Genomic DNA, 20,579 nt, shown 5'->3' on the forward strand with positions numbered 1-20,579 from the left:
ACTGTAATCGATGTGGAATCCAGGTCCAGTCCGCAGCGTCGGCCCGACCGTGAATGTTACCCTTCACGCTGGGTTCACGGCGGATGGGGGAGAGTGATCAGGCCATCAAGGGGCGATGGCCGTAGAGGGAGGATTGGGGATGATTCCGGCTCTCGTGGGGATCTTTGTCACGATCGCCGTGCTGCTGTGGCACGCCGGTCTCGATTTCGCGGTCATCACCGCGGGCACTGCCCTGTCGGGCACCATTCTGATGCTGGCGCTGGCGTGATCAGCCGCCGGTCACGCTCATGTGGCGCGCCACGGCGGGCTGTGTGTGGCGGCGGTCGATGAAGAAGTCGTGGCCCTTGGGCTTGCGCAGGATGGCCTCGCGGATGGCGGCCTCCAGCGCGGCGTCGGTGGGGTCGGCGCGCAGCGGCGACCGCAGGTCGGCGGCGTCGTCCTGCCCGAGGCACATGTAGAGGGTGCCGGTGCAGGTCAGCCGCACCCGGTTGCAGCTTTCGCAGAAATTGTGGGTGAGCGGGGTGATGAAGCCGAGCCTTCCGCCGGTTTCCTCGACCCGGACATAGCGCGCCGGTCCGCCGGTGCGGTGATCGGTGTCGGCCAGGGTCCAGCGCCGCGCCAGGTCGGCCCGCACCTGCGACAACGGCAGGTACTGGTCCAGCCGGGTCTCGCCGCCGATGTCGCCCATCGGCATCACTTCGATCAGCGTCAGGTCGTGGCCGTTCTCGCCGCACCAGCGGATCATCGCGTCGAATTCGTCGTCGTTGACGCCCTTCAAGGCCACCGCGTTGATCTTGACCCGGATGCCGGCGGCCTTGGCCGCGGCGATGCCGTCCATCACCTTGTCGAACTTCCCCCATCGGGTGATGGCCAGGAACTTCGCCGGGTCGAGGGTGTCGAGGCTGACATTGATCCGCCGGACGCCGCACGCCGCCAGGTCTTCGGCGTGGCGGGCGAGCTGGCTGCCGTTGGTGGTGATCGTCAGCTCCTCCAGCGCGCCGGTGCCCAGGTGCCGCGACAGGTTGCGGATCAGGGTCATCACGTCGCGCCGGACCAGCGGTTCGCCGCCGGTCAGCCGCAGCTTGCCGACTCCGAATCGGATGAAGGCGCTGCACAGCCGGTCCAGCTCCTCCAGCGTCAGCAGCTCCGCCTTCGGCAGAAAGGTCATCTCCTCCGACATGCAGTAGACGCAGCGGAAGTCGCAGCGGTCGGTCACCGACACGCGGAGATACTGGATGGCGCGGCCGAACGGGTCCACCAGCGGGGCGCTGGAGGTGGGCGAGGGATCGACCGAGGGCGTCTGCGTCTGGATCGTCATATACGACAATATAGGACGCTCTTTGACGAAGGCGTATGCTTCTTTGCGACATGAGGCGTGACAGAAGGGCCCGATGATCCGGAGACTTGTGGGCGTGGCGCTGCTGGTGGTCGGCGGCTTGCTGCTGTTCGGCGCCTTGCAGGGCGCGTGGGAGCGCGAGATCTGGCGCGGGAACGCGGTCGAGGTCGACGGGCTGGTGCTGCCGCCCGAGGCCGGGATAAAGCTGGCCCAGACCATCCCGGCGCTGGCGGCGGCGAAGACCGTGGTCCGGCTGGGCTATGTCCGTTCGGTCTATGCCGGCCTTGAGACCGGCTTCGCGACGACGCCCCAGCCCGGCGATCGGGTCGCCGTGCTGATGGACCCGCAGCAGCAGAACCAGGCCGTCCTGAACGATCCCTTGGCGATCTGGGGCGACCAGCTGGTCGCGGGCGTGGTCGCGCTCGTGCTTGCCCTGGCCGGGCTGGTGATGATGCGCGGCCGGCCGGGCCGCGTGGTGACAGCCGGCGGCGCCACCGCCGCGATCGCCGCCGTCCTCCGCCAGGTCGCGGCGAAGCAGGCTGGCGCCGATTCTTCCGCCCGGGCCTCGGCGGCCAGGACCGCCTCGGCTGCAACCGCGGCCGTGAAACCGGCGCGCCCGGTGTTCGCAAGCGTCGTCCAGCGCCACCGCGACGGCATCGTCACGGTCCAGCGGAGCAGCCCGACCGTCACCCGCACGGTCGAGCGGCCCACCGGCGTCGGGCCGATCCTGATCCTCGCCGTCATCGTCGTGGCCCTGGCCGTTTATCTGGTCATGGCGGCATGAGCTTGGAGGAGGAAGGCGGGCCGGTGCTCGGCGCGATCCTGGCCGGCGGCCTGGCCCGGCGCATGGGCGGCGGCGACAAGGGGCTGCGGCCGCTCGGCGGCGCCGTCATGCTCGACCGGGTGATCGGCCGGGCCGCGCCGCAGGTGGCGGCGCTGTGCCTCAACGCCAATGGCGATCCCGGCCGTTTCGCGCGATGGCCCCTGCCGGTGGTGCCCGACGATGTGCCGGGTGCGGCCGGGCCGCTGGCCGGCATCCTGGCGGTGTTGGATTGGGCGGCCGCGACCGATCCGCAGATCCGCACCGTGGCCAGCTTTCCTTGCGACGCGCCCTTCATCCCGCGCGACCTGGTGGCGCGGTTGGCCGCGGTGCGGCTGGAGCAGGGGGCGGAGATCGCCATGGCGGCCTCGGGGGGCCGGACCCACCCGGTGGTGGCGCTGTGGCCGGTGGCGTTGCGCGGCGACCTGCGGCATGCGCTGGTCGTGGAGGATATCCGCAAGATCGAGCGCTGGACCGCGCGCCATCCGACCGCCGTGGTCGAGTTCGCCAGCGATCCGGTCGACCCCTTCCTCAACAGCAACACGCCGGAGGATCTGGCCGAGGCGGAGCGTCTGCTGGCCCGGTATCCAGGGTTGGCGTGAGGGCCGAGCTGCCGCTCTGCGCCGACGACGGGCCGCTGCAAAGGGAGTCGTTCAGCGCGGATCGATCCGGAAGGGAAGCTGGATGCTGGTCAGGCGCGTCGGCGGCGGCGGCACCGGGGAGGCCCCGTCGACCCGTCGCATGATCTCGCGATCGATCGGGGGCGACCCGGAAGACCGCGAGACCTCGGAAGCGCTGATGGTGCCGTCCAGTTCGATGGTCACGGTGACGACCACCTGGGTGGTCTCGCGGACCATCGAGGCGACCCGCTGGATGCGTTGCGCCAGGTGGCCGCGCAGCATGTTGGCGTAATCCGCGGTCTTCTGCCCCGAGCTGGCCGCCGCCGGAGGGGGCGAAGCCACCGATGGCTGGGCCGGGACGGCCGCCACTTGGGCCGGCGTCGTCGGCGGCGCGGTGCGGCGCGGCTGCGTGCGCGGACGCTGTTCGGTGCGGTGCGGCGGATCCGGCTTCACCGGCGGCGGCTGCACCAGCTCCGGCTCGACCGCGTCGACCGTCTCTGGCACCGCGGCCACCACCGCCTCGGTCGCCGCGGTCGTGGTGATGGCCTGCAGCGGGTCTTCGACCGGCGCCTGGTCCGGCGGCTGGATCTCCGCGGTCTCGGTCGTGGGCGTGTCGACCGGCGGTGGCGGTTCCGTGACCGGCGTCACCGCCGGGTCGACCGGCACGGCCTCGGCCACTTCGGTCGGCTCCGTCGTCTCGGTCGGCTCCGTCGTGTCGGTCGTCGGAGTCGGCTCGGCCGGGCTGGCCACGGATGGCTGCGACATGGCCTCCCCGAAGCCCGCCATCTCGACGGCCATCGGCGTGTCGGTCGGTGTCGGCGCGGCCTGGCCGACCAGGCTCGGCAGCAGGGCGACGATGACGCCGCCATGGATCAGGCCTGACACGGCGATGGCGACGCCGCGTCCGGAAAGGCGCAGGCGGCTCATGGCGCGGTCGGTGCGGCGCCCGGGGCGGTCGCGGACGGGGCCATGCCCTGTGCGATCAGCGACACTCGGGCGAAGCCGGCCTGGCCGACGGCGCCCATCACCTCCATCACCCGGCCGTAGGGCACGTCCTTGTCGCCGCGGACATAGACCACCGATCCGGGATTGGCCTGGGCGGCCGCCTGCAGCGCCGCCGGCGCGGTCTCGGGCGTCAGCACCTGGCCGTCGCTGAGCGACAGCGCCCCCGTCTTGTCGACCGTGACGATCACCGGCTTCTGCGGCTGGCCGATCTTGTCGGCGCTGGTCTTGGGCAGGTCGACCGGCACGCCGACCATCATCAGCGGCGCCGCGACCATGAAGATGATCAGCAGCACCAGCATGACGTCGACCATCGGCGTCACATTGATCTCCGCCAGCGGCGCGTAATCGTCGCCGTCGTCGGAATCGAGCAGCGCACCGGCCATTATTCGGCTGCCTGGCGCCGCGCGGCGGCGGCGAAGCGCCCGCCGGACAGGTGCTCGGCCATCACGCCGATCGCGGTGCCGAAGGTCTGGTTGACCCGGCGCAGATCAGTCGAGAACTTGTTGTAGGCCATGACAGCCGGAATCGCGGCGACCAGCCCGATCGCGGTGGCGAACAGCGCCTCGGCGATGCCGGGGGCGACGACCGCCAGGCTGGTGTCCTGCGAACTGGCGATCGAGGTGAAGCTGTTCATGATGCCCCAGACCGTGCCGAACAGCCCGACGAAGGGCGCCGCCGACCCGATGGTGGCGAGGAAGGGCAGGCCGATCTCACGCCGCCGGACCACCTCGCTCGAGGCGCGGCGCATCGCCCGTTCGATCCGCTCGCGATAGTCCGACCGGCTTTCCTCGGGATCGACCGCGCGCCACTGGGCCAGCCCGGCCTCGACCACCGGCTTGGCCGGGTCCACCGGGATCAGGTCGACCTCGTGCTCGGTGTCGACCCGGCGGCGGAAGGCCGCGGCGGCGCGGCGCAGCCGGCCGATGGTGAACAGCTTATCGATGATGATGCCCCAGCAGCCGACCGAAGCCAGCAACAGCAGCGCCAGGACGCCCTGGACGATGATGTCCGCCTGCTGCACCAGGGCGATGATCGAGAGATCGTGCTCCATCGGGGGCTCCTCAGCGCATCAGGGCGACAGGCAGGCGCGAGCGCGTCTGGACCCGGTCGATGCAGTCGGCCGCGGGGCCGGCCTCGGTCTTGCAGTCGAGCACGTCGTTGACCAGGACCGAGCCGATGGCGTCGCAGGCCAGGCCGGAGACCTCGAATGCCTTGACGCTGGTCTTGCGGGCCCGCAGCGGCGCCGCGTCGACCGCCAGCCGCTTCCGGATCGCGCCGTCGGTGCCGAAGAACACCAGGTCGAGCTTGAACGACTGGTAGGCGGCGTCGCTGGTGCCGAACACCATGTTGACGGCGCAGTTCTCGCCGCGCGGCTCGAGCGTGTTCAGCTCCAGGCTGACGCCGTCCGGCGCGGTGGCGGCGACCGCCTCCGCCGCGACGGCGGGCGCGGCGGAAAGGGCCACCAGCAGGGCAGCGAGCGCGGACACTGAATGGCGCATGATGTCCTCAGATCGGAACAAGGAAGGGCCTGTCGGAATGGGGGTTGGGGATGATCTCGACCGCGCAGCCGAACACGGCCTCCACGGTCGCGGCGGTCAGAACCTCGGCCGGCGGGCCGGCGGCGAAGACGCGACCGCGGCGCAGCAGCACGACCTCGTCGGCGAAGCGCGCCGCCTGGTTCAAATCGTGCAGGATCGCCAGCACGCCGGTGCCGGCATCGGCCAGCCCGCGGGCGACGCGCAGGATCGCGGATTGATGCGCCAGGTCGAGGCTGGCGGTCGGCTCGTCGAGCAGCAGGTAGGAGGGCGCCGTGGTGCTGCTGCCCGAGATCTGGGCCAGCACCCGGGCGAACTGGATGCGCTGCTGCTCGCCGCCGGAGAGAGTCGGGTAGGACCGGTCGGCCAGGTCGGTGGCGTCCGCGGCGTCCAGCGCCGCGGCGATGGCGCGGTGGTCGGCGGCGGCATCGGCGACGCCGCGATGCGGCGCCCGGCCCAGCGTCACCACCTCGCGCCCGGTCAGCGGGAAGTCCAGCGTCACCTGCTGCGGCAGCACCGCCCGGCGGCGGGCCAGGGCCACTAGGTCCCAGGCGGACAGCGGTGCTTCGTCGAGGCTGATGGTGCCGGAGGAGGGCGAGCGCTCCCCGGCCAGGCAGCGCAGCAGGGTCGATTTGCCGGCGCCGTTCGGGCCGAGCACGGCGGTGAAGCGGCCGGGCGCGACGGCGAGGTCGACGCCGTCGAGCAGCGGGACCCGGCCGATGCGGACGCCGACGGCTTCGGCTCGGATCATGGCTGGGTTCCCCGGCGGCGCAGCAGCAGCGCCAGGAAGACGGGCGCGCCGAGGCCGGTGGTGACGATGCCGACCGGCAGCTCGGCCGGGGCGACGATGGTGCGGGCGACCAGGTCGGCGCCCAGCAGCAGCGCGGCGCCGAGCAGCGCCGAGGCCGGCAGCAGGCCGCGATGGTCCGCGCCAATGATCAGCCGCAGCGTGTGTGGCACCAGCAAACCGACGAAGCCGATCATGCCGCTGACCGCGACCGCGGCGCCGACCGCCAGCGCGACCATGCCGACCAGCAGCCGGGTGACCTTCTCGATCGGGAAGCCCAGATGCAGGGCCACCGCCTCGCCCAGCAGCACCCCGTTCAGCGCCCGGGCGGCCAGGGCGACGGCGGCCAGCAGGACCAGGGCGAAGGGCAGCACGGCGAACACCGCGGTCCAGGTGCCGCCGCTGAGGCTGCCCAGGGTCCAGAAGGTGATGGTGCGCATCGCGTTCTCGTCGGCCTTGAACACGACATAGCCGGTGCCGGTGGCGGCCAGGGCGTTCACCGCGATGCCGGTCAGCAGCATCATCGTGACCGAGACCCGGCCGTCCCGCTTCGACAGGCGGTAGACCGCGACGGTGGCGACCAGCCCGCCGATGAAGGCGGCGAGCGGCAGGGCGTAGATGTTGAGCAGGGGGATGCCGGCCAGCGCTGCCGGCATGCCCAGGGCGATCACCGTGACCCCGGCGAAGGCGGCGCCGCCGCTGACCCCGATCAGGCCGGGATCGGCCAGCGGGTTGCGGAACAGCCCCTGCATCATCGCGCCCGAGACCGCCAGGGTGGCGCCGACCATGGCGCCGAGCAGCGTCCGCGGCAGGCGGATGGCCTCGACGATGGCGGCCTCGCGCCCAGTCACCGCATCGAGGCCGCCGAACCCGAGATGCCGGCCCAGGATGGCCAGGACATGGCTCAGCGGGATGTCGGCCGGCCCGATGCTGATGCTGGCGAGCACGGCCGCGACCAGCAGCAGCACGAGTCCCGCCAGGGTCAGCGACAGGCGGCGGATCTGCCGACGGTCGGCCGCGGCCGGAATCCTGCCTGCGGCCAGAACGGTCACGACCCGGCGCTCCAGGCGCGGTCGGGCAGGGTCGGCGGAGTCCAGCCGGGATGGATCGCGATCGCCAGGTCGCGCGCCGCCTGGGGCGTGCGCGGCCCGAAGCCGAGCAGGTAGAGCGAATCCATCTGGATCACCCGGCCGTTCTTCCCGGCCGGGGTCTCGGCGAAGACCGGAAGCTTCGCGATCGCGTCGATGCCGCCATTGGCCTCGACGGCGTGGCTGGCGATCACGACGACATCGGGCGCCGCCGCCGCCACGGCTTCCGGCGACAGCTGCTTGTAGCGCTCGACCTCGCCGACCGCGTTGGTGCCGCCGGCCAGGCGGATCACGCCGTCGGCAGCGGTGCCGCTGCCCCCGCCCAGCGGGGCACCAGCGGTGAGCGACAGCACGAACAGCACGCGCGGCTGGGTCGGGGCCTTGGCCACGGCCTCGGCCACCGCGGCGAAATCGGCGCGGACGCCCTGGCTCAGCCCCTGGTCGGCCAGGCCCAGCGCCGCCTCGACCCCTTCGATCTTGGCGATCACGGCGTCCGCGGTGAAGCCTTCCTTGAGGATGTCCAGCGCCGTGCCGGCCGACCGGATCTGCTCCAGCACCGCCGGCGGGCCGGCGGATGCGGTGGTCAGGACCAGGTCGGGGCCGAGCGACAGCACGCCTTCGGCCGAGAGCTGGCGGAGATAGCCGACCTGCGGCAGCGTCCGGGCCGCCGGCGGGTACAGGCTGGTGGTGTCGACCCCGACGATGCGGCCTTCGGCGTGCAGGGCGTAGACGATCTCGGTCAGGTCGCCGCCGGCGACGACGACGCGCTGCGGCGGTTCGGCCCGGGCGGGCAGGGCGGCCGACAGCAGGGCGGCGGCGGCGATGGCGAGCAGCGGGCGCATCACGCCACGGCCTCGGCGCCGACCGCATCGATCAGCGCCCGCCAGTCGGCCCGTTCCGGCTGGCCCGGCTTGCGCGCGCCGAACAGCATCGCCATCAGCGTGCCGTCGACGTCGAACAGCTCGAGCGAGGTCACGGTGCCGTCCTTGGTCGGCTTGCGCACGATCCAGCTGCTGGCGATGCGGTCCTCGCGCAGATGCAGGTTGAAGCCGGGGTCCAGCAGGTTCAGCCAGGGCCCGGCATCCTTCAGCGTGTGCACCGGGCCGGTGTGGATCTGGATGCAGCCGGGGTTGCCGACGAAGACCATGATCGATTCGCCGCCCGCCGCAGCACGGGTCAGCAACCGGCGCAGCGTGTCATGGGCAACCGGTTCGGCCCGGGCCGGGGCGGCCAGCCGCATCGCCTGCAGCCGGTCCAGCCGGTGGGTTTTCAGCAGGCCGAAGAACTGGTGCGTGTCCTCCATCGCGTCCCAGCCGGCATGGAAGCCGGCGACGTCGATCTCGGCATCGTCGAGGACCGCCTTCGCGGCGACCGCCTCGGGGATCAGCACCGGCGCCTGGTCGTCATGGCGGAAGCGGTCGGTCAGCGCGGCGAAGGCGGCGCGGTCGCTGTCATCGGTCAGGTAGATCTTGTGGACCGCGGTGCCGGCGGCATCGAAGAATTGCAGGCTCGGCTTTGGGTGATCGGCGCCGCCCACCGCGAAGCCATGCTTCCAGCGGGTGTAGAACAGCCGCAGGTCGATGTCGGCGCCCAGCGCCAGGCCGACATGGCTGCCGGCCGAGACGTTCTGGTAGGTGCCGATCTTCTCGTGGACGACGCTTTCGTTGCGGGTCAGCGCCATCACCGGGCCGAGGCCTTCGACGGCCTGCAGGATCGTGCTCCATTCGCCGCCGATGCGGGTGGTGCCGGCACCGGTGCCGGAGGCGACGAGCTCGCCCTCGCTGACGCCCAGCGCCGCCGCGGCGTCACGCGCCCGCAACTGCGGGCGCTCTTCGCGCAGCGCGGCCCAGCGGGCGGCGAGGGCCGGGGCGGTCCCGGCCAGGGTATCGAGGCTCTGCATCAGGCTCTCCTATCGCCGGGGGGCGGTGGTGCCGGCGATCGGCGGGGTGCGACCGGACATGCGAAAACGAGGCCAAGGACGGTGCCGGCCAGGGTGCGATGCATGACGAGAACCTGTTTCGAGGCGACGGGTCCTCGCGCAACGGCCTGGCGGCGGGATGGAACCCGACTTGCTGGGGGCGCGAAGCGATCGGGGAAGGGCTACTTGGTCAGGATGAGCTTGCTGTTGCGGGTGATCCGCAGGCGATAGACATCCTCGCCATGCTGGATCGTCAGCTCGCGGCGGGTGCCGAACAGCTCACGCGTGTCCAGGTTCGTCGCCACGGGCCGCTGCGGCGGCTCGATCGCATGCAGTGTGGGCTGATCCAGCATTGGTCCCATCCACGGTGATTGGTCGAACATTTCGATGTTGAGAGTCATTCTCATATCTGTCGGCGCTGGTCAAGCGGATGCGTGTCATTCCTAATTGCATTTACTGAAAATGCCCTGGCCCGGCTGGCGGCGAGAGGGCTGGGGCATGCCGGATTGGTTGGCGATTCGACGTCCGCACCTGAACGACGGGACCTATGCCGTGGGATAGCTCCACCTCTCCCCCGACCCAATCGACCGCGAACCGGACTCAGCCTAGCGTTGGGTGCTTGGCGCAGCAGCGGAAACATTGGGAAACGCGATGTTTGGTGCCGGCGGCCTCGGCGCGCAATATAGTGCGAGCATCAGCGGAAGCCGGTGAGGACGGGTGCGGATGGAGACAGGAGCCGGGCGATGATCGAAGCGCAAGAGATCGAGCGCAGGCCGACCGACCGGCTGGCCCAGCCTTCAGTCGACCTTTCCGTCTGCGAGGACCGCGTCGTCGAGCGCTTCCTCGACCATCCCGCGGCCCCGCGCAGCGATGGTGATTTCCTGCGCCGGCTCAACCGCAGCCTGTTCGACGAGCCGGAGTATCGGCGCGCCATACCCAGCCTGCGCAGCCTTGCCATGGTGGCAGCCGTGGCGCTGCTGGCCGTGGGGGCTGCGGCGCTGGTCGGCACCGCCTGGCATGATCTGAGCGGCGGCGGGCCCGTTCAGCAGGAGGCCCGCTGAACCGCCCGCCCGCTCCACCGGCTCTCAGCTGTCGTATTGCATCAGCGAGGTCACCGGCGCGTCGATCTTGTCGCGGCCGCCGAGGAAGGTCAGCTCGATGAAGCAGGCAGCGCCGCGCACATCGGCGCCGACCCGGCGCAGCAGCTGGATCGCCGCCGCCATGGTGCCGCCGGTCGCCAGCAGGTCGTCCACCACCACCACGCGCTGGCCCGGCTTGATCGCGTCTGCCTGGATCTCGATCGCATCCGACCCGTATTCGAGCTCATAGAGATGACCGATGGTTTCGCCCGGCAGCTTGCCGCGCTTGCGGCACATCACGAAGCCGCAGTCCAGGACGTAGGCCAGCGGCGCCGCGGCCAGGAAACCGCGGGATTCGATGCCGACCAGGATATCCGGTTGCCATTCCTTGACCGAAGCCGCCATGGTCTCGACCGCGTGCCGCCACGCCTGCGGATGAGCCAGAAGCGGCGAGATGTCGTAGAACAGGATACCTGGCTTGGGAAAATCCGGGATGCCGCGTATGTGCGACTTGAGATCCATGAGACGTCCTGGGTTGCGGGCCGGAATGACCATGCATCGTAGTCCCTGCCGCCCGAAAGGCAATTCGCAGGTGCGGAAACCTGGCATCGCGGGGGGCCGGTGGTGACAGCGGCGGCAGCGGTCGCCGGCGACGAGGCCCGGATCGACAGCAGCGTCGAGCGCGACGTCACGACCCTGCGCCTCGCCGGGCCCTGGATCACGCGGACGGCCGCGCCGCTCGACCACGACCTCGCCGCCCTGGTGCGGAAGCACCCGGGCGGGACCGTGGTGCTGGACCTGTCCGGGGTCAGCGTGCTCGACACCGTCGGCGCCTGGCTGGTGCACCGCACCCAGGAGGATCTGGCCACCGGCGGCGCGACGGTCCGGGTCGAAGGCGTGTCGGCCGACCAGAAGGGGCTGCTGGAGGCAGTGTCGCGGGTCGAGCGCGACGTGCCGGTGAAGCATCCCGACCGCAACATCCTGTACGACCTGGCGCTGCGCACCGGCAAGTCGACCTACCATTTCCGCGACGAAGCGTTGGCGTTGCTGAGCTTCCTCGGCATGCTCGTGGTCAAGAGCCTGCGGGCGCTGCTGCATCCAGGCCGGATCCGCTTCATCGCCTTGGCCCACAACATCGAGACCACCGGCCTCAACGCAATGCCGATCGTCGGCCTGCTATCCTTCCTGATCGGCGTCGTGCTGGCCTATCAGGGCGCCGACCAGCTGGCCCGCTTCGGGGCGCAGATCTTCGTCGTCAACCTGCTCGGCGTCTCGGTGTTGCGCGAGCTCGGGGGGCTGATCACCGCGATCATCGTCGCCGGCCGCTCCGGCTCGGCCTTCACCGCACAGATCGGCACCATGCAGGTGAACCAGGAGGTCGACGCGATGGAGACCCTGGGTCTCGATCCGATCGACGTGCTGGTGATCCCGCGGGTGTTCGCCCTGGCCATCACCCTGCCGCTCCTGACCTTCTACGCCAGCATGATGGCGATCTTCGGCGGCGCGCTGATGTCCTACTTCGTGCTCGACATCAGTGCCGCCCAGTTCCTGCAGCAGTTCAAGGCAGCGATCGGCGTCAACACCTTCTGGGTCGGCATGGTCAAGGCGCCGGTCTTCGCCTTCGCCATCGCCATGGTCGGCTGCTATGAGGGGCTGAAGGTGTCGGGCAGCGCCGAAAGCGTCGGCCGGCTGACCACGCAATCGGTCGTCGTCTCGATCTTCCTGGTGATCGTGCTCGACGCCCTGTTCTCGATCCTGTTCGCGACCTTGGGGATATGAGCCATGCACAAGACCGCAGAGGCTCCGGAGCGCGAGGCGCCGGATGACACGGTCGCGATCCGGGTGCGCGGGCTGAAGACCCAGTTCGGATCCCAGGTCATCCATGAGGGGCTGGACCTCGACGTCCGGCGCGGCGAGGTGCTGGGCGTGGTCGGCGGCTCCGGCACCGGCAAGTCGGTGCTGCTGAAGGAGATCATCGGGCTGATCCGGCCGGCGGCGGGGTCGATCGAGGTGCTCGGCGTCGACATGGATGCGGCCGACGAGGCGGAACGCAGGGCGGTGCAGCGGCGTTGGGGGGTGATGTTCCAGGACGGAGCCCTGTTCAGCTCGATGACCGTGGCGGAAAACATCCAGGTGCCGCTGAAGGAGTACACCCGCCTGTCGCGGTCGATGATGGACGATCTGGCGCGGGTGAAGATCGCCATGGCCGGGCTGGCCTGCAGCGCGGCGACGAAGCACCCGTCCGAGTTGTCCGGCGGCATGCGCAAGCGCGCGGCCCTGGCGCGGGCGCTGGCGCTCGACCCTGAGATCCTGTTCCTGGACGAGCCGACCGCCGGCCTCGACCCGATCGGCGCCGCCGCCTTCGACGAGCTCATCGCCGAGCTGCAGCGCAGCCTCAAGCTGACGGTGTTCATGGTCACCCACGACCTCGACAGCCTGGTCACCATCTGCGACCGCATCGCCGTGCTGGTCGACAAGAAGATCGTGGTCGACACCTACGAGAACCTGCTCCAGATCGACCATCCCTGGATCCAGGAGTATTTCCACGGGCCGCGCGGCCGGGCGGCGGAGGTGGCGCATGCCGAGCACGCAGACCATGCCGTGACGGCCCAGTCCAAGGCGGCCCAGGCCAAGGTGATCGGGGCGGAGAGCTGAGATGGAGACCCGCGCGAGTTACGTCGCCGTCGGCAGTTTCGTCCTGATCCTGATGGTCGGGCTGGTGGTCTTCGCGGTCTGGCTCGGCGGGGCCGGCCTGCGCGAGAACGCCGACCGCTACCTGATCTACTTCTCCGGCAACGTCACCGGCCTGCAGGAGGGCAGCCAGGTCCGCTACCGCGGCATCCCGGTCGGCACGGTCCAGGACGTCGCCATCGACCCCGCCAATGTCGAGCGGGTGCGGGTCCGCATCGCGGTCCGGCCCACCACTCCGATCGTCAAGGGCACCGTGGCGTCGCTGGAGATCCAGGGGCTGACCGGCGGCGCCTTCGTCCTGCTCAGCGGCGGCGTCCAGGGCGCACCGAAGCTGGAGAAGGCGGAGGGCGAGGAATACCCGTCCATCCCATCCAGGACCTCCGGGCTGCAGGCGATCGTCGACACCGTGCCGCAGCTGCTCGACCGGCTGTCGGACATCTCGCGCGAGGTCCAGAAGATCTTCTCCGAGGACAATCGCAAGAACATCACCGGGATCCTGGCCAACCTGAACACCCTGACTGCGGCCCTGGCCGACCGCTCGGCCCAGCTCGCCACCACGATCGACCGGATCGACACCCTGACCCAGAATGTCGACGGGCTGGTCACCGAGGCGCGCTCCGACCTCGCCCGGATCACCTCCGGCGCCACCGGCTTCCTGTCGACCACGGACGGCCAGGTCAACGCCGCGGTGACCGATGCGCGGGCGATGATCGCCTCGCTGCGGCAGAGCGCCGACGATGTCGCCCGGCTCCTGAAGCAATCGGGCCCGGGGGTGGAGAGCTTCTCCACCGACGGGCTCTACGAGATCACCCAGCTGATTACCCAGCTGCGGCAGCTGACCGACAATCTCAACCGGACGCTGTCGCGGCTCGACCGCAGCCCGGCCCAATTCCTGTTCGGCGGCTCGTCCGGCGGCGTCCCGCCGCAAGGCTCCTCGAGGTGAAGATGACGCTTTCTCCCCTGTCCCGGCGCCTCTTCCTGCGGCAGGCCACCCTGTCCTCGGCTGCGGTCGGCCTGGCCGGTTGCGGCGGCATCAGCGCCTTGGCGCCGCCGGCGCCCTCGGTCTACGAGCTGACGCCGAAGAACACCTTCGATGCCAACCTGCCGAAGGTGACCTGGCAGCTGCTGGTCGACATGCCCTCGGCCAATGCCGGGATCGACACCGACCGCATCGCGATCAGCGAGAACCCGACCTCGCTGGACTATTTCGCCAAGGTCGCCTGGGTCGACCGCGCCCCGGCCATGGTCGTCGGCCTGCTGGTCGAAAGCTTCGAGAACACCGGCAAGATCGTCTCGGTCGGGCGGCAGATCTCGGGGCTGCGGGCCAATTACGTGCTGCAGCCGGAGATCCGGGAGTTCCGGGCCGAGCGCTGGCCGGGCGAGCCCTACCGGGTGCGGGTGCGGATCGGCGCCAAGCTGGTCCGCTTCCCCCAGCGCACCATCATCGGCGGCAACAGCTTCGAGCGGGTGATGACGGTCTCGGGGCCAGATTTCGGCGCCGTGATCCAGGCCTGGGACGATGCCCTGGGCGGGGTGCTGAAGCAGATCGTGGAATGGACGCTGCGCACCGGCGAGCAGGACGACAGGGCGGCCGGAAGGCCGCGGCGCTGAGGCGTCGGCCATAGCCTCGCCTGGCGGCAGGCGGGCCGGAATCGGCGGGTGGGAGGATCGCGGCGCCGCCTGTGGGCGGGCCGCGCGTCATGTCGTCAGCGCCGGCCGGTCAGCGGGTGACGGTCTGCCAGAAGAAGAAGGCGACGACGGCGGCGATGATGACCCACTCGAAACCCATGATCCGATCCATCTGCATGCGTGACGGCGCCTTTCATAGCACGGGACGGCCCGATCGCAAGCCGCTCGCCGCGCGGCCTTCCCAGCCTCGATGTTCGGAAGTGAAAATATTGGTGTCGTTTCGGCTTCCTCGGTAGCATTCCTTTTCGTCAAGCCACGGAAGAAGAGCGCCCATGAACGCCACGGCGCGGCAGAACCAGATCGTCGAACTGGTCCATCAGGAAGGCTACGTCACCGTCGAGGCCCTGTCCGACCGCTTCCAGGTGACGCCGCAGACCATCCGTCGCGACATCTCGCTGCTGCAGGACCGGACCCTGCTGCGGCGCTTCCATGGCGGCGTCACCGTGCCGGGCAGCGTCGAGAATTTCGCCTATTCGACTCGCCAGGTGCTGTGCCTGGAGGAAAAGCGCCGGATCGCCCGGCTGACAGCGCGGCAGGTTCCCGACAACGCGTCGCTGTTCCTCAACATCGGCACGACGACCGAGGAGGTGGCGCGGGCGCTGCTGGGCCATCGCGGGCTGCGGGTGATCACCAACAACATCAACGTCGCCAACATCCTGTATTCGAATGCGAGCTTCGAGGTGATCGTCGCCGGCGGCGTCGTCCGCGCCCGGGACGGCGGCATCGTCGGCGAGGCGACGCTCGACTTCGTGCGCCAGTTCAAGGTGGATGTCGGCATCATCGGCATCAGCGGCATCGACGCAGATGGCACGCTGCTCGACTACGACTACCGCGAGGTGCAGGTGGCGCGGGCGATCATCGAGAATTCGCGCCAGGTGTTCCTGGTCACCGACCACACCAAGTTCGGCCGCAACGCCATGGTCCGCCTGGCGTCGATCGGCGAGATCGACGCCCTGTTCACCGACCGGGTCCCGCCGGCGCCCTTCGGCGAGGCGATCGCCGCCACCAGCTGCCGGGTCCACGTCGCCGACTAGATCACCCCGTCGCGCTGCAGCCGGTCGACCAGGTCCTGGGCGACCTTCGCGGCCAGGTCGGCGAAATCGGCGCTGGAATTGCCGCGGGCGACGGCGTCGGCCTTCCAGATGGTGGCGTGGTTGCCGGTGTCCTCCAGCGTGGCGTCGTAGCGGGCCGTCGGCTCCTGCACCCAGCCGCCGCCGGTTACCGCCCCGGTGAAGGGGCCGCGATAGGGTCCGTAGCCATAGCCGTAGCCGCCATAGGGAAAGAACGGGTCCGACACATAGGTCGGCGGGATGAAGCGGGTGGTGACGCCGCGCTGGTCGACCGCGATCCGCAGCACCGCGCGGACGCCGGCCGTGCGGATGGCAGCGGCCTCGACCTGCGGCCCGCCGGGCCGGGTGGGCGGGACCAGGTCGATCATGCGGACGGCCCGGACCCCGCGCGCGCCGAGCTCGGCCACGGCCGCGCTCTCCAGCGCCTCGCGCTCGCCGAGGCGCTGGGTGTCCGCCGCCACGACCATCGAGCCGATCTTCGGCCCGCCGCGATAGGCGGGGTCGACATAGCCCGCCACCCGCGTCTGCACACAGGCGCCGAGGAGCAGGGCGGTCAGCACCAGGGCGAGGCTGCGCATGGCAACTCCTGAGAATCGATATCATCCACCAAGGACATGGCGCAGCGGATCGCAGCCGCCAAGGGCAGTGTTACAGCTGTGACAAATTTGTCGCCTCGAAATCGGCGCAGCACGCGCCGCCTCGCGCGGTGGCTGGGCTTCCCGGGGCGTCTTGTGTATGGAGGTTGGATTGTCAGGCCGTCCGGGGGGACCAATGGCCGTTGCCAGGAAGTTTGTTGCCGCTGTTGTCGTCGCCGCCATTTCCGGCGGTACCTTGGGAGCGGGGGTGCAGAATGCTGCCGCCAGCCCGTGGGCGGAGCCGGGCGACTCGACGCTGCGCAACGACATCCACATCCTCGAGAATTTCGGCCTCGTCGACGGCATCCTGAACACCTGGCCGCTGCCCTGGGCCCAGATCACCTATCGCCTGGCGGACGCCGATCGCGATTCGCTGCCGGCCTATGCCCGGGCCGCGCTCGACCGCGTCCGCGCCCGGGCGGCGTCCGAGACCCGGCAGGGCCAGGCGCATGCCACGCTGGAAGCGAACCTGACCAACCAGCCGGCCCTGGTGCGCGGCTTCGACTACACCCCGCGCCAGCGCGGCGAGGTGACGGCGTCGCTGGAATACATGGGCGATTCGACCGCGCTGCGCCTGTCGGTCGGCGCCTATTCCCGCTTCTTCAAGGATGACAGCCCCTGGTACTACGCCGGCCAGGATCAGTTCCAGGCCTCGCTCGACGGCACCTACCTCGCCCAGCGGGTCGACAACTGGATCCTCTACGCCGGCTGGCTCGACGAGTGGTGGGGACCGGGCGAGACCACCAGCCTGATCCTGTCGACCAACGCCCGGCCGTTCCCCAAGGTCGGGTTCATGCGCTCCAACCCGCATGCCTTCGAGACGCCCTGGCTCAGCTGGATCGGCCCGTGGCAGGTCACCGGCTTCCTGGGCGTGCTGCCAGACGACCGCATCGTCTCCAACACCCTGATGTTCGGCCTGCGCGCGTCGATCAATCCGATCCCCGGCCTCGAGCTCAGTGCCTCGCGTGTCATGATGTTCTGCGGCAGCGGCCGGCCCTGCAGCCCCAGCAGCTTCTTCGACGGCTTCTTCGGCAACACCAACGTCAACGCCGCGCAGCAGGCGCAGGATCCTGCCAACCAGATCGCCGGTTTCGACGCCCGCTACAGCAACCAGCTGTTCGGCCAGCCCTTCGAGATCTATGGCGAGCTGACCGGCGAAGACGCCGCCGCCTCCGCCATCGGCATTCCGCTGCCGTCGCGGAACGCGGCCGTGATCGGCGGTTCGGTGTGGAACGGCTGGGGCGATGACGGTGCGATGTGGAAGGTCAATGTCGAGTATTCGAACTCGACGGCGGATTTCTTGAACAAGAAGATCTTCGGGTTCTTCTACGAGAACTTCGCCTATCCCGACGGCTATCGCTTCTACGACCGGACGATGGGCGACAGCCTGGATGGCGATGCCGAACTGTTCGGCGTCACCGGCACCTTCATCGACACCGACAACTGGACCTACAAGGTCGCCTACTACCACACCAACCTGAATCCGTCCGACAACCCCAAGAACCAGGTCAGCCAGACGGCGGAGACGATCAACATCGTCGATCTCGGCATGTCGATCCCGATGCGGCGCAACACCGTCGGCGTCAACCTGCGGGTCCAGGACGATTCGCCGAACAGCCCGCACTCGAAGAAGCCGATGGCGGCGCTCGGCGTGTCGACGACGATCCGCTTCTGATCGTCGCCGCCGGGGCCATCGTCAGAGCTTCCCGCGTCAGGGCTTCTCGCCGCGGACGACGTCGTCCTCGCCGAGATAGGGTCCGGCGCGGACCTCGATGAGCTCGAGGTCGATCTTGCCGGGGTTCTCCAGCCGATGGTCGGTGCCGATCGGCAGGTAGATCGCCTCGTTCTCGCGCAGGATGCGGGTCTGGCCTTCGAGCGTGACGCGGGCGGTGCCGGACAGCACCACCCAGTGCTCGGAGCGGTGGTAGTGGCGCTGCAACGCCAGCTCCTGCCCGGGATGGACGATCACGCGCTTGACCTGGAAACGGTCGCCGGCGTGCAGCGACTTGACCGTGCCCCAGGGCCGGTAGATCTCGCGGTGGATCACCGCCTCGGGCCGCTTGGCGGCCTTCAGCCGGTCGGTGATGGCCTTGACGTCCTGGACCTGGTCCTTGGCCGCGACCAGCACCGCGTCGTCGGTGGCGATGACGATGGTGTCCTCCAGCCCGATCACGGCGGTCAGGATGCCGTCGCTGCGGATCAGGCAGTTGCGCGAGCCCAGCGCCAGGGCGTCGCCCTGGGTCAGGTTGCCGTCGGCGTCGCGGTCGCCGATCTCCCACAGCGAAGACCACGACCCGACATCGGTCCAGCCGATGGCGGCGGGGACGATGCCGGCGCGCTCGGTCTTCTCCATCACCGCATGGTCGATCGAGATCGAGGGGGCCTGGACGAAGGCGGCGGCGTCGAGCCGCAGGAAGGTGAGGTCGCGGGCGGCGGCCTTCAGCGCGGCGTCGGCGGCGGCCAGGACCTGCGGGGCGTGGCGGCCGACCTCGGCCAGGTACCGGCCGGCGGTGAACAGGAAGATGCCGGCGTTCCACAGGTGCCGGCCCTCGGCCAGGAACTGCTCGGCGGTCTCGCGCGGCGGCTTCTCGACGAAGCGGGAGACGGCGCGGGCGGCGGGAGCGCCCTCGATCGCCTCGCCCGGCAGGATGTAGCCGTAGCCGGTCTCGGGCGCGGTCGGCTGCATGCCGAAGGTCATGAGGTAGCCGGCGCGGGCGGCGGGGGCGGCGGCGGCGATGGCGGCGCGGAAGCCGGCGGGGTCGGCGATGTGGTGGTCGGCCGGCAGCACCAGCATCAGGGTGTCGGGGTCCTGGTCGGCCAGGAAGCGGGCGGCGACGGCGACGGCCGGGGCGGTGTTGCGGGCGACCGGCTCGAGGATGATGGCCGAGGGGGCGACCCCGATCTGGCGCATCTGCTCGGCGACGACGAAGCGGTGGTCGTCGGCACAGATGAAGACGGGCGGGGCGAAGCCGTCGGCCTCGCCGACCCGGGCCACCGTCTCCTGGATCATGGTCCCATCCGACACCAGCGGCAGGAACTGCTTCGGGTACCCCGCCCGCGACAGCGGCCACAGCCGCGTCCCCGATCCCCCCGACAGCACCACCGGAACCACCGGCCGATCGATTTCCTTCGCCATGACACTCTCCCGCCGCGCCCGATCCGCCGGGCCGGTATGGTTATGAACGCTCCGGCCCCGTGGATTCAACCATGCCGCTCCGGCCCGCCCGGGATGTCGTTGACAGTGCGAGACCAATCATCTGACAATTTGGCCGACGCAAAGAGTCGTGGAGCGCGGCGCGGCACCGCCCATGACGATCAAATCGCCGCGGAGGAGAGCTCATGACTGGTTCGTTGCAGCGCACCCTGCTGGGTGCCGTCCTCGCGCTCGCCGTCGCCTTGCCGGCCGCGGCGCAGGACAAGAAGACCATCCTGACATCGGTGCCCAATCTCGGCTTCCCGTTCTTCGTCCACATGATGAACGAGCTGAAGTCCGAGGCGCAGAAGCAGGGCGTCGCCGCCACCGAATCCGACGGCCAGAACAGCGCGCCGAAGCAGACCGCCGATGTCGAGGCGGCGCTGGTGCAGAAGGTCGACGGCATCGTCATCAGCCCGATCGACGTCAACGCCATGGCCCCGGTGCTGTCCGAGGCGGTGGAGGCCGGCGTTCCGGTCGTCACCATCGACCGCCGGGTGACCGGGGTCGACGGCATCCTGGCCCATGTCGGCGCCGACAACGTGCTGGGCGGCGAGGCCCAGGCGAAATGGCTGATCGCCGCCTATCCGAACGGCGCCACCATCGTCAACCTGCAGGGCCAGCCCGGCGCCAGCCCGGCGATCGACCGCAACAAGGGGCTGCACAACGTCCTCGACTCGCAGAAGGACAAGTACAAGATCGTGGTCGAGCAGACCGCGAACTTCGCCCGCGACCAGGGCCTGAGCGTCACCGAGACGATCCTGGCCGGGCTGCAGACGCCGCCCGACGTGATCGTCGCCGCCAATGACGACATGGCGCTGGGCGCGCTCGAGGCGGTGCGCGGCCGCAACCTGCAGGACAAGATCAAGATCATCGGCTTCGACGCGCTGCCCGAGGCGCTGGGCAGCATCCGCGACGGCGGCATGGCCGGCACCATCGAGCAGTTCCCGGGCGGCCAGAGCCGGCAGGCGGTCGACGTGCTGGTCACCTTCCTGAACACCAAGAAGAAGCCGGACCCGGCGGTGATCCTGCTGACCCCGATCGCCATCACCAAGGCCAATCTCGACAAGGCCGAGCGCATCGCCGAGGTGAAGTAGGGCTGGTCCCCGCTCC

24 protein-coding genes are annotated in these 20,579 nt (G+C 70.0%); 11 read left to right on the forward strand and 13 right to left on the reverse strand.

Annotated elements, in window-relative coordinates; genetic code table 11:
- Positions 1-139: 139 nt before the first annotated feature.
- Positions 140-268, forward strand: coding sequence for a hypothetical protein (locus E9232_RS26265; RefSeq protein ID WP_309799125.1), 129 nt, complete (start codon positions 140-142; stop codon positions 266-268).
- On the opposite strand, the gene moaA is transcribed toward E9232_RS26265, so the two are convergent.
- Positions 269-1,318 (reverse strand): GTP 3',8-cyclase MoaA, encoded by a 1,050-nt coding sequence (gene moaA, locus E9232_RS26270; protein ID WP_309799127.1) that lies wholly within the window; start codon positions 1,316-1,318, stop codon positions 269-271.
- A gap of 73 nt (positions 1,319-1,391) precedes the next feature.
- Between moaA and E9232_RS26275 the strand changes: the two genes are divergently transcribed.
- Both E9232_RS26275 and mobA read left to right on the forward strand, forming a co-directional pair.
- Complete coding sequence (locus tag E9232_RS26275; protein ID WP_309799129.1) at positions 1,392-2,120, forward strand: hypothetical protein; 729 nt, start codon at positions 1,392-1,394, stop codon at positions 2,118-2,120.
- A complete protein-coding gene (gene mobA, locus E9232_RS26280) occupies positions 2,117-2,758 on the forward strand; it encodes a molybdenum cofactor guanylyltransferase MobA (RefSeq protein WP_309799131.1) in 642 nt (213 codons plus the stop codon). The genes E9232_RS26275 and mobA overlap by 4 nt, the downstream gene beginning before the upstream one ends.
- A gap of 51 nt (positions 2,759-2,809) precedes the next feature.
- Here mobA and E9232_RS26285 read toward each other — a convergent pair whose 3' ends face one another.
- The 9 genes from E9232_RS26285 to hemP form a co-directional block, all read right to left on the reverse strand.
- Positions 2,810-3,703 (reverse strand): TonB family protein, encoded by an 894-nt coding sequence (locus tag E9232_RS26285; protein ID WP_309799133.1) that lies wholly within the window; start codon positions 3,701-3,703, stop codon positions 2,810-2,812.
- Positions 3,700-4,164 carry a protein TolR gene (gene tolR, locus E9232_RS26290; RefSeq protein WP_309799135.1) on the reverse strand — a complete coding sequence of 155 codons (465 nt, stop codon included), beginning with the start codon at positions 4,162-4,164 and terminating at the stop codon, positions 3,700-3,702. The genes E9232_RS26285 and tolR overlap by 4 nt, the downstream gene beginning before the upstream one ends.
- Positions 4,164-4,832 carry a MotA/TolQ/ExbB proton channel family protein gene (locus E9232_RS26295; RefSeq protein ID WP_309799137.1) on the reverse strand — a complete coding sequence of 223 codons (669 nt, stop codon included), beginning with the start codon at positions 4,830-4,832 and terminating at the stop codon, positions 4,164-4,166. Before E9232_RS26295 ends, tolR begins: the two co-directional genes overlap by 1 nt.
- 10 nt (positions 4,833-4,842) lie before the next feature.
- A complete protein-coding gene (locus tag E9232_RS26300; protein WP_309799138.1) occupies positions 4,843-5,280 on the reverse strand; it encodes a Tat pathway signal sequence domain protein in 438 nt (145 codons plus the stop codon).
- Positions 5,281-5,287: 7 nt separating this feature from the next.
- Positions 5,288-6,067: a heme ABC transporter ATP-binding protein gene (locus E9232_RS26305; RefSeq protein WP_309799140.1), complete on the reverse strand. Its 780-nt coding sequence runs from the start codon at positions 6,065-6,067 to the stop codon at positions 5,288-5,290.
- The gene (locus E9232_RS26310) at positions 6,064-7,155 is read right to left on the reverse strand and encodes a FecCD family ABC transporter permease (RefSeq protein ID WP_309799141.1); all 1,092 of its coding nucleotides are present in this window, start codon (positions 7,153-7,155) and stop codon (positions 6,064-6,066) included. Before E9232_RS26310 ends, E9232_RS26305 begins: the two co-directional genes overlap by 4 nt.
- Positions 7,152-8,033: a heme/hemin ABC transporter substrate-binding protein gene (locus tag E9232_RS26315; RefSeq protein ID WP_309799763.1), complete on the reverse strand. Its 882-nt coding sequence runs from the start codon at positions 8,031-8,033 to the stop codon at positions 7,152-7,154. The genes E9232_RS26310 and E9232_RS26315 overlap by 4 nt, the downstream gene beginning before the upstream one ends.
- Entirely contained in the window at positions 8,033-9,091 is a 1,059-nt protein-coding gene (locus E9232_RS26320) for a hemin-degrading factor (protein ID WP_309799143.1), read from the reverse strand. Before E9232_RS26320 ends, E9232_RS26315 begins: the two co-directional genes overlap by 1 nt.
- A 200-nt stretch (positions 9,092-9,291) precedes the next feature.
- Positions 9,292-9,510 (reverse strand): hemin uptake protein HemP, encoded by a 219-nt coding sequence (gene hemP / locus E9232_RS26325; RefSeq protein ID WP_309799145.1) that lies wholly within the window; start codon positions 9,508-9,510, stop codon positions 9,292-9,294.
- Between the two features lie 342 nt (positions 9,511-9,852).
- Here hemP and E9232_RS26330 point away from each other — a divergent pair, with 342 nt between their 5' ends.
- Positions 9,853-10,170: a hypothetical protein gene (locus tag E9232_RS26330; RefSeq protein WP_309799148.1), complete on the forward strand. Its 318-nt coding sequence runs from the start codon at positions 9,853-9,855 to the stop codon at positions 10,168-10,170.
- Positions 10,171-10,194: 24 nt separating this feature from the next.
- Here the strand turns inward: E9232_RS26330 and E9232_RS26335 are convergent, their stop codons facing one another.
- A complete protein-coding gene (locus E9232_RS26335) occupies positions 10,195-10,710 on the reverse strand; it encodes an adenine phosphoribosyltransferase (RefSeq protein ID WP_309799150.1) in 516 nt (171 codons plus the stop codon).
- Positions 10,711-10,812: 102 nt separating this feature from the next.
- Between E9232_RS26335 and E9232_RS26340 the strand changes: the two genes are divergently transcribed.
- The 5 genes from E9232_RS26340 to E9232_RS26360 all read left to right on the forward strand — a co-directional run bounded on the left by E9232_RS26340 (position 10,813) and on the right by E9232_RS26360 (position 15,602).
- Positions 10,813-11,967: an ABC transporter permease gene (locus E9232_RS26340; protein WP_309799152.1), complete on the forward strand. Its 1,155-nt coding sequence runs from the start codon at positions 10,813-10,815 to the stop codon at positions 11,965-11,967.
- Positions 11,968-11,970: 3 nt separating this feature from the next.
- Positions 11,971-12,843 carry an ABC transporter ATP-binding protein gene (locus tag E9232_RS26345; RefSeq protein WP_309799154.1) on the forward strand — a complete coding sequence of 291 codons (873 nt, stop codon included), beginning with the start codon at positions 11,971-11,973 and terminating at the stop codon, positions 12,841-12,843.
- A 1-nt stretch (position 12,844) separates the two neighbouring features.
- Complete coding sequence (locus tag E9232_RS26350) at positions 12,845-13,822, forward strand: MlaD family protein (protein ID WP_309799156.1); 978 nt, start codon at positions 12,845-12,847, stop codon at positions 13,820-13,822.
- Between the two features lie 2 nt (positions 13,823-13,824).
- Positions 13,825-14,490, forward strand: coding sequence for an ABC-type transport auxiliary lipoprotein family protein (locus tag E9232_RS26355; RefSeq protein WP_309799157.1), 666 nt, complete (start codon positions 13,825-13,827; stop codon positions 14,488-14,490).
- A gap of 350 nt (positions 14,491-14,840) precedes the next feature.
- Positions 14,841-15,602, forward strand: a complete 762-nt coding sequence (locus E9232_RS26360) for a DeoR/GlpR family DNA-binding transcription regulator (RefSeq protein ID WP_309799159.1) — start codon at positions 14,841-14,843, stop codon at positions 15,600-15,602.
- On the opposite strand, the gene E9232_RS26365 is transcribed toward E9232_RS26360, so the two are convergent.
- Positions 15,599-16,216, reverse strand: a complete 618-nt coding sequence (locus E9232_RS26365; protein WP_309799161.1) for a hypothetical protein — start codon at positions 16,214-16,216, stop codon at positions 15,599-15,601. The genes E9232_RS26360 and E9232_RS26365 overlap by 4 nt on opposite strands.
- A 265-nt stretch (positions 16,217-16,481) precedes the next feature.
- Between E9232_RS26365 and E9232_RS26370 the strand changes: the two genes are divergently transcribed.
- On the forward strand, positions 16,482-17,948 hold the full coding sequence (locus E9232_RS26370; RefSeq protein WP_309799163.1) for a capsule assembly Wzi family protein: 1,467 nt from the start codon (positions 16,482-16,484) through the stop codon (positions 17,946-17,948).
- 36 nt (positions 17,949-17,984) lie between these two features.
- Here E9232_RS26370 and E9232_RS26375 read toward each other — a convergent pair whose 3' ends face one another.
- The gene (locus E9232_RS26375; RefSeq protein ID WP_309799165.1) at positions 17,985-19,409 is read right to left on the reverse strand and encodes a mannose-1-phosphate guanylyltransferase/mannose-6-phosphate isomerase; all 1,425 of its coding nucleotides are present in this window, start codon (positions 19,407-19,409) and stop codon (positions 17,985-17,987) included.
- 203 nt (positions 19,410-19,612) lie between these two features.
- On the opposite strand from E9232_RS26375, the gene E9232_RS26380 reads away from it, so the two are divergent.
- Positions 19,613-20,563 carry a substrate-binding domain-containing protein gene (locus tag E9232_RS26380; protein WP_309799167.1) on the forward strand — a complete coding sequence of 317 codons (951 nt, stop codon included), beginning with the start codon at positions 19,613-19,615 and terminating at the stop codon, positions 20,561-20,563.
- The last annotated feature ends 16 nt before the right edge of the window (positions 20,564-20,579 follow it).

This window comes from Inquilinus ginsengisoli (assembly GCF_031453975.1).
GTDB classification, from domain to species: Bacteria; Pseudomonadota; Alphaproteobacteria; order DSM-16000; family Inquilinaceae; genus Inquilinus; species Inquilinus ginsengisoli_A.

What these genes read in the sequence shown, in the direction of transcription:
- E9232_RS26265 (WP_309799125.1), top strand. Translation starts at nt 140, where the DNA reads ATGATTCCGGCTCTCGTGGGGATCTTTGTCACGATCGCCGTGCTGCTG.
- moaA (WP_309799127.1), bottom strand. Translation starts at nt 1,318, where the DNA reads ATGACGATCCAGACGCAGACGCCCTCGGTCGATCCCTCGCCCACCTCC.
- E9232_RS26275 (WP_309799129.1), top strand. Translation starts at nt 1,392, where the DNA reads ATGATCCGGAGACTTGTGGGCGTGGCGCTGCTGGTGGTCGGCGGCTTG.
- mobA (WP_309799131.1), top strand. Translation starts at nt 2,117, where the DNA reads ATGAGCTTGGAGGAGGAAGGCGGGCCGGTGCTCGGCGCGATCCTGGCC.
- E9232_RS26285 (WP_309799133.1), bottom strand. Translation starts at nt 3,703, where the DNA reads ATGAGCCGCCTGCGCCTTTCCGGACGCGGCGTCGCCATCGCCGTGTCA.
- tolR (WP_309799135.1), bottom strand. Translation starts at nt 4,164, where the DNA reads ATGGCCGGTGCGCTGCTCGATTCCGACGACGGCGACGATTACGCGCCG.
- E9232_RS26295 (WP_309799137.1), bottom strand. Translation starts at nt 4,832, where the DNA reads ATGGAGCACGATCTCTCGATCATCGCCCTGGTGCAGCAGGCGGACATC.
- E9232_RS26300 (WP_309799138.1), bottom strand. Translation starts at nt 5,280, where the DNA reads ATGCGCCATTCAGTGTCCGCGCTCGCTGCCCTGCTGGTGGCCCTTTCC.
- E9232_RS26305 (WP_309799140.1), bottom strand. Translation starts at nt 6,067, where the DNA reads ATGATCCGAGCCGAAGCCGTCGGCGTCCGCATCGGCCGGGTCCCGCTG.
- E9232_RS26315 (WP_309799763.1), bottom strand. Translation starts at nt 8,033, where the DNA reads ATGCGCCCGCTGCTCGCCATCGCCGCCGCCGCCCTGCTGTCGGCCGCC.
- E9232_RS26320 (WP_309799143.1), bottom strand. Translation starts at nt 9,091, where the DNA reads ATGCAGAGCCTCGATACCCTGGCCGGGACCGCCCCGGCCCTCGCCGCC.
- hemP (WP_309799145.1), bottom strand. Translation starts at nt 9,510, where the DNA reads ATGACTCTCAACATCGAAATGTTCGACCAATCACCGTGGATGGGACCA.
- E9232_RS26330 (WP_309799148.1), top strand. Translation starts at nt 9,853, where the DNA reads ATGATCGAAGCGCAAGAGATCGAGCGCAGGCCGACCGACCGGCTGGCC.
- E9232_RS26335 (WP_309799150.1), bottom strand. Translation starts at nt 10,710, where the DNA reads ATGGATCTCAAGTCGCACATACGCGGCATCCCGGATTTTCCCAAGCCA.
- E9232_RS26345 (WP_309799154.1), top strand. Translation starts at nt 11,971, where the DNA reads ATGCACAAGACCGCAGAGGCTCCGGAGCGCGAGGCGCCGGATGACACG.
- E9232_RS26350 (WP_309799156.1), top strand. Translation starts at nt 12,845, where the DNA reads ATGGAGACCCGCGCGAGTTACGTCGCCGTCGGCAGTTTCGTCCTGATC.
- E9232_RS26355 (WP_309799157.1), top strand. Translation starts at nt 13,825, where the DNA reads ATGACGCTTTCTCCCCTGTCCCGGCGCCTCTTCCTGCGGCAGGCCACC.
- E9232_RS26360 (WP_309799159.1), top strand. Translation starts at nt 14,841, where the DNA reads ATGAACGCCACGGCGCGGCAGAACCAGATCGTCGAACTGGTCCATCAG.
- E9232_RS26365 (WP_309799161.1), bottom strand. Translation starts at nt 16,216, where the DNA reads ATGCGCAGCCTCGCCCTGGTGCTGACCGCCCTGCTCCTCGGCGCCTGT.
- E9232_RS26375 (WP_309799165.1), bottom strand. Translation starts at nt 19,409, where the DNA reads ATGGCGAAGGAAATCGATCGGCCGGTGGTTCCGGTGGTGCTGTCGGGG.
- E9232_RS26380 (WP_309799167.1), top strand. Translation starts at nt 19,613, where the DNA reads ATGACTGGTTCGTTGCAGCGCACCCTGCTGGGTGCCGTCCTCGCGCTC.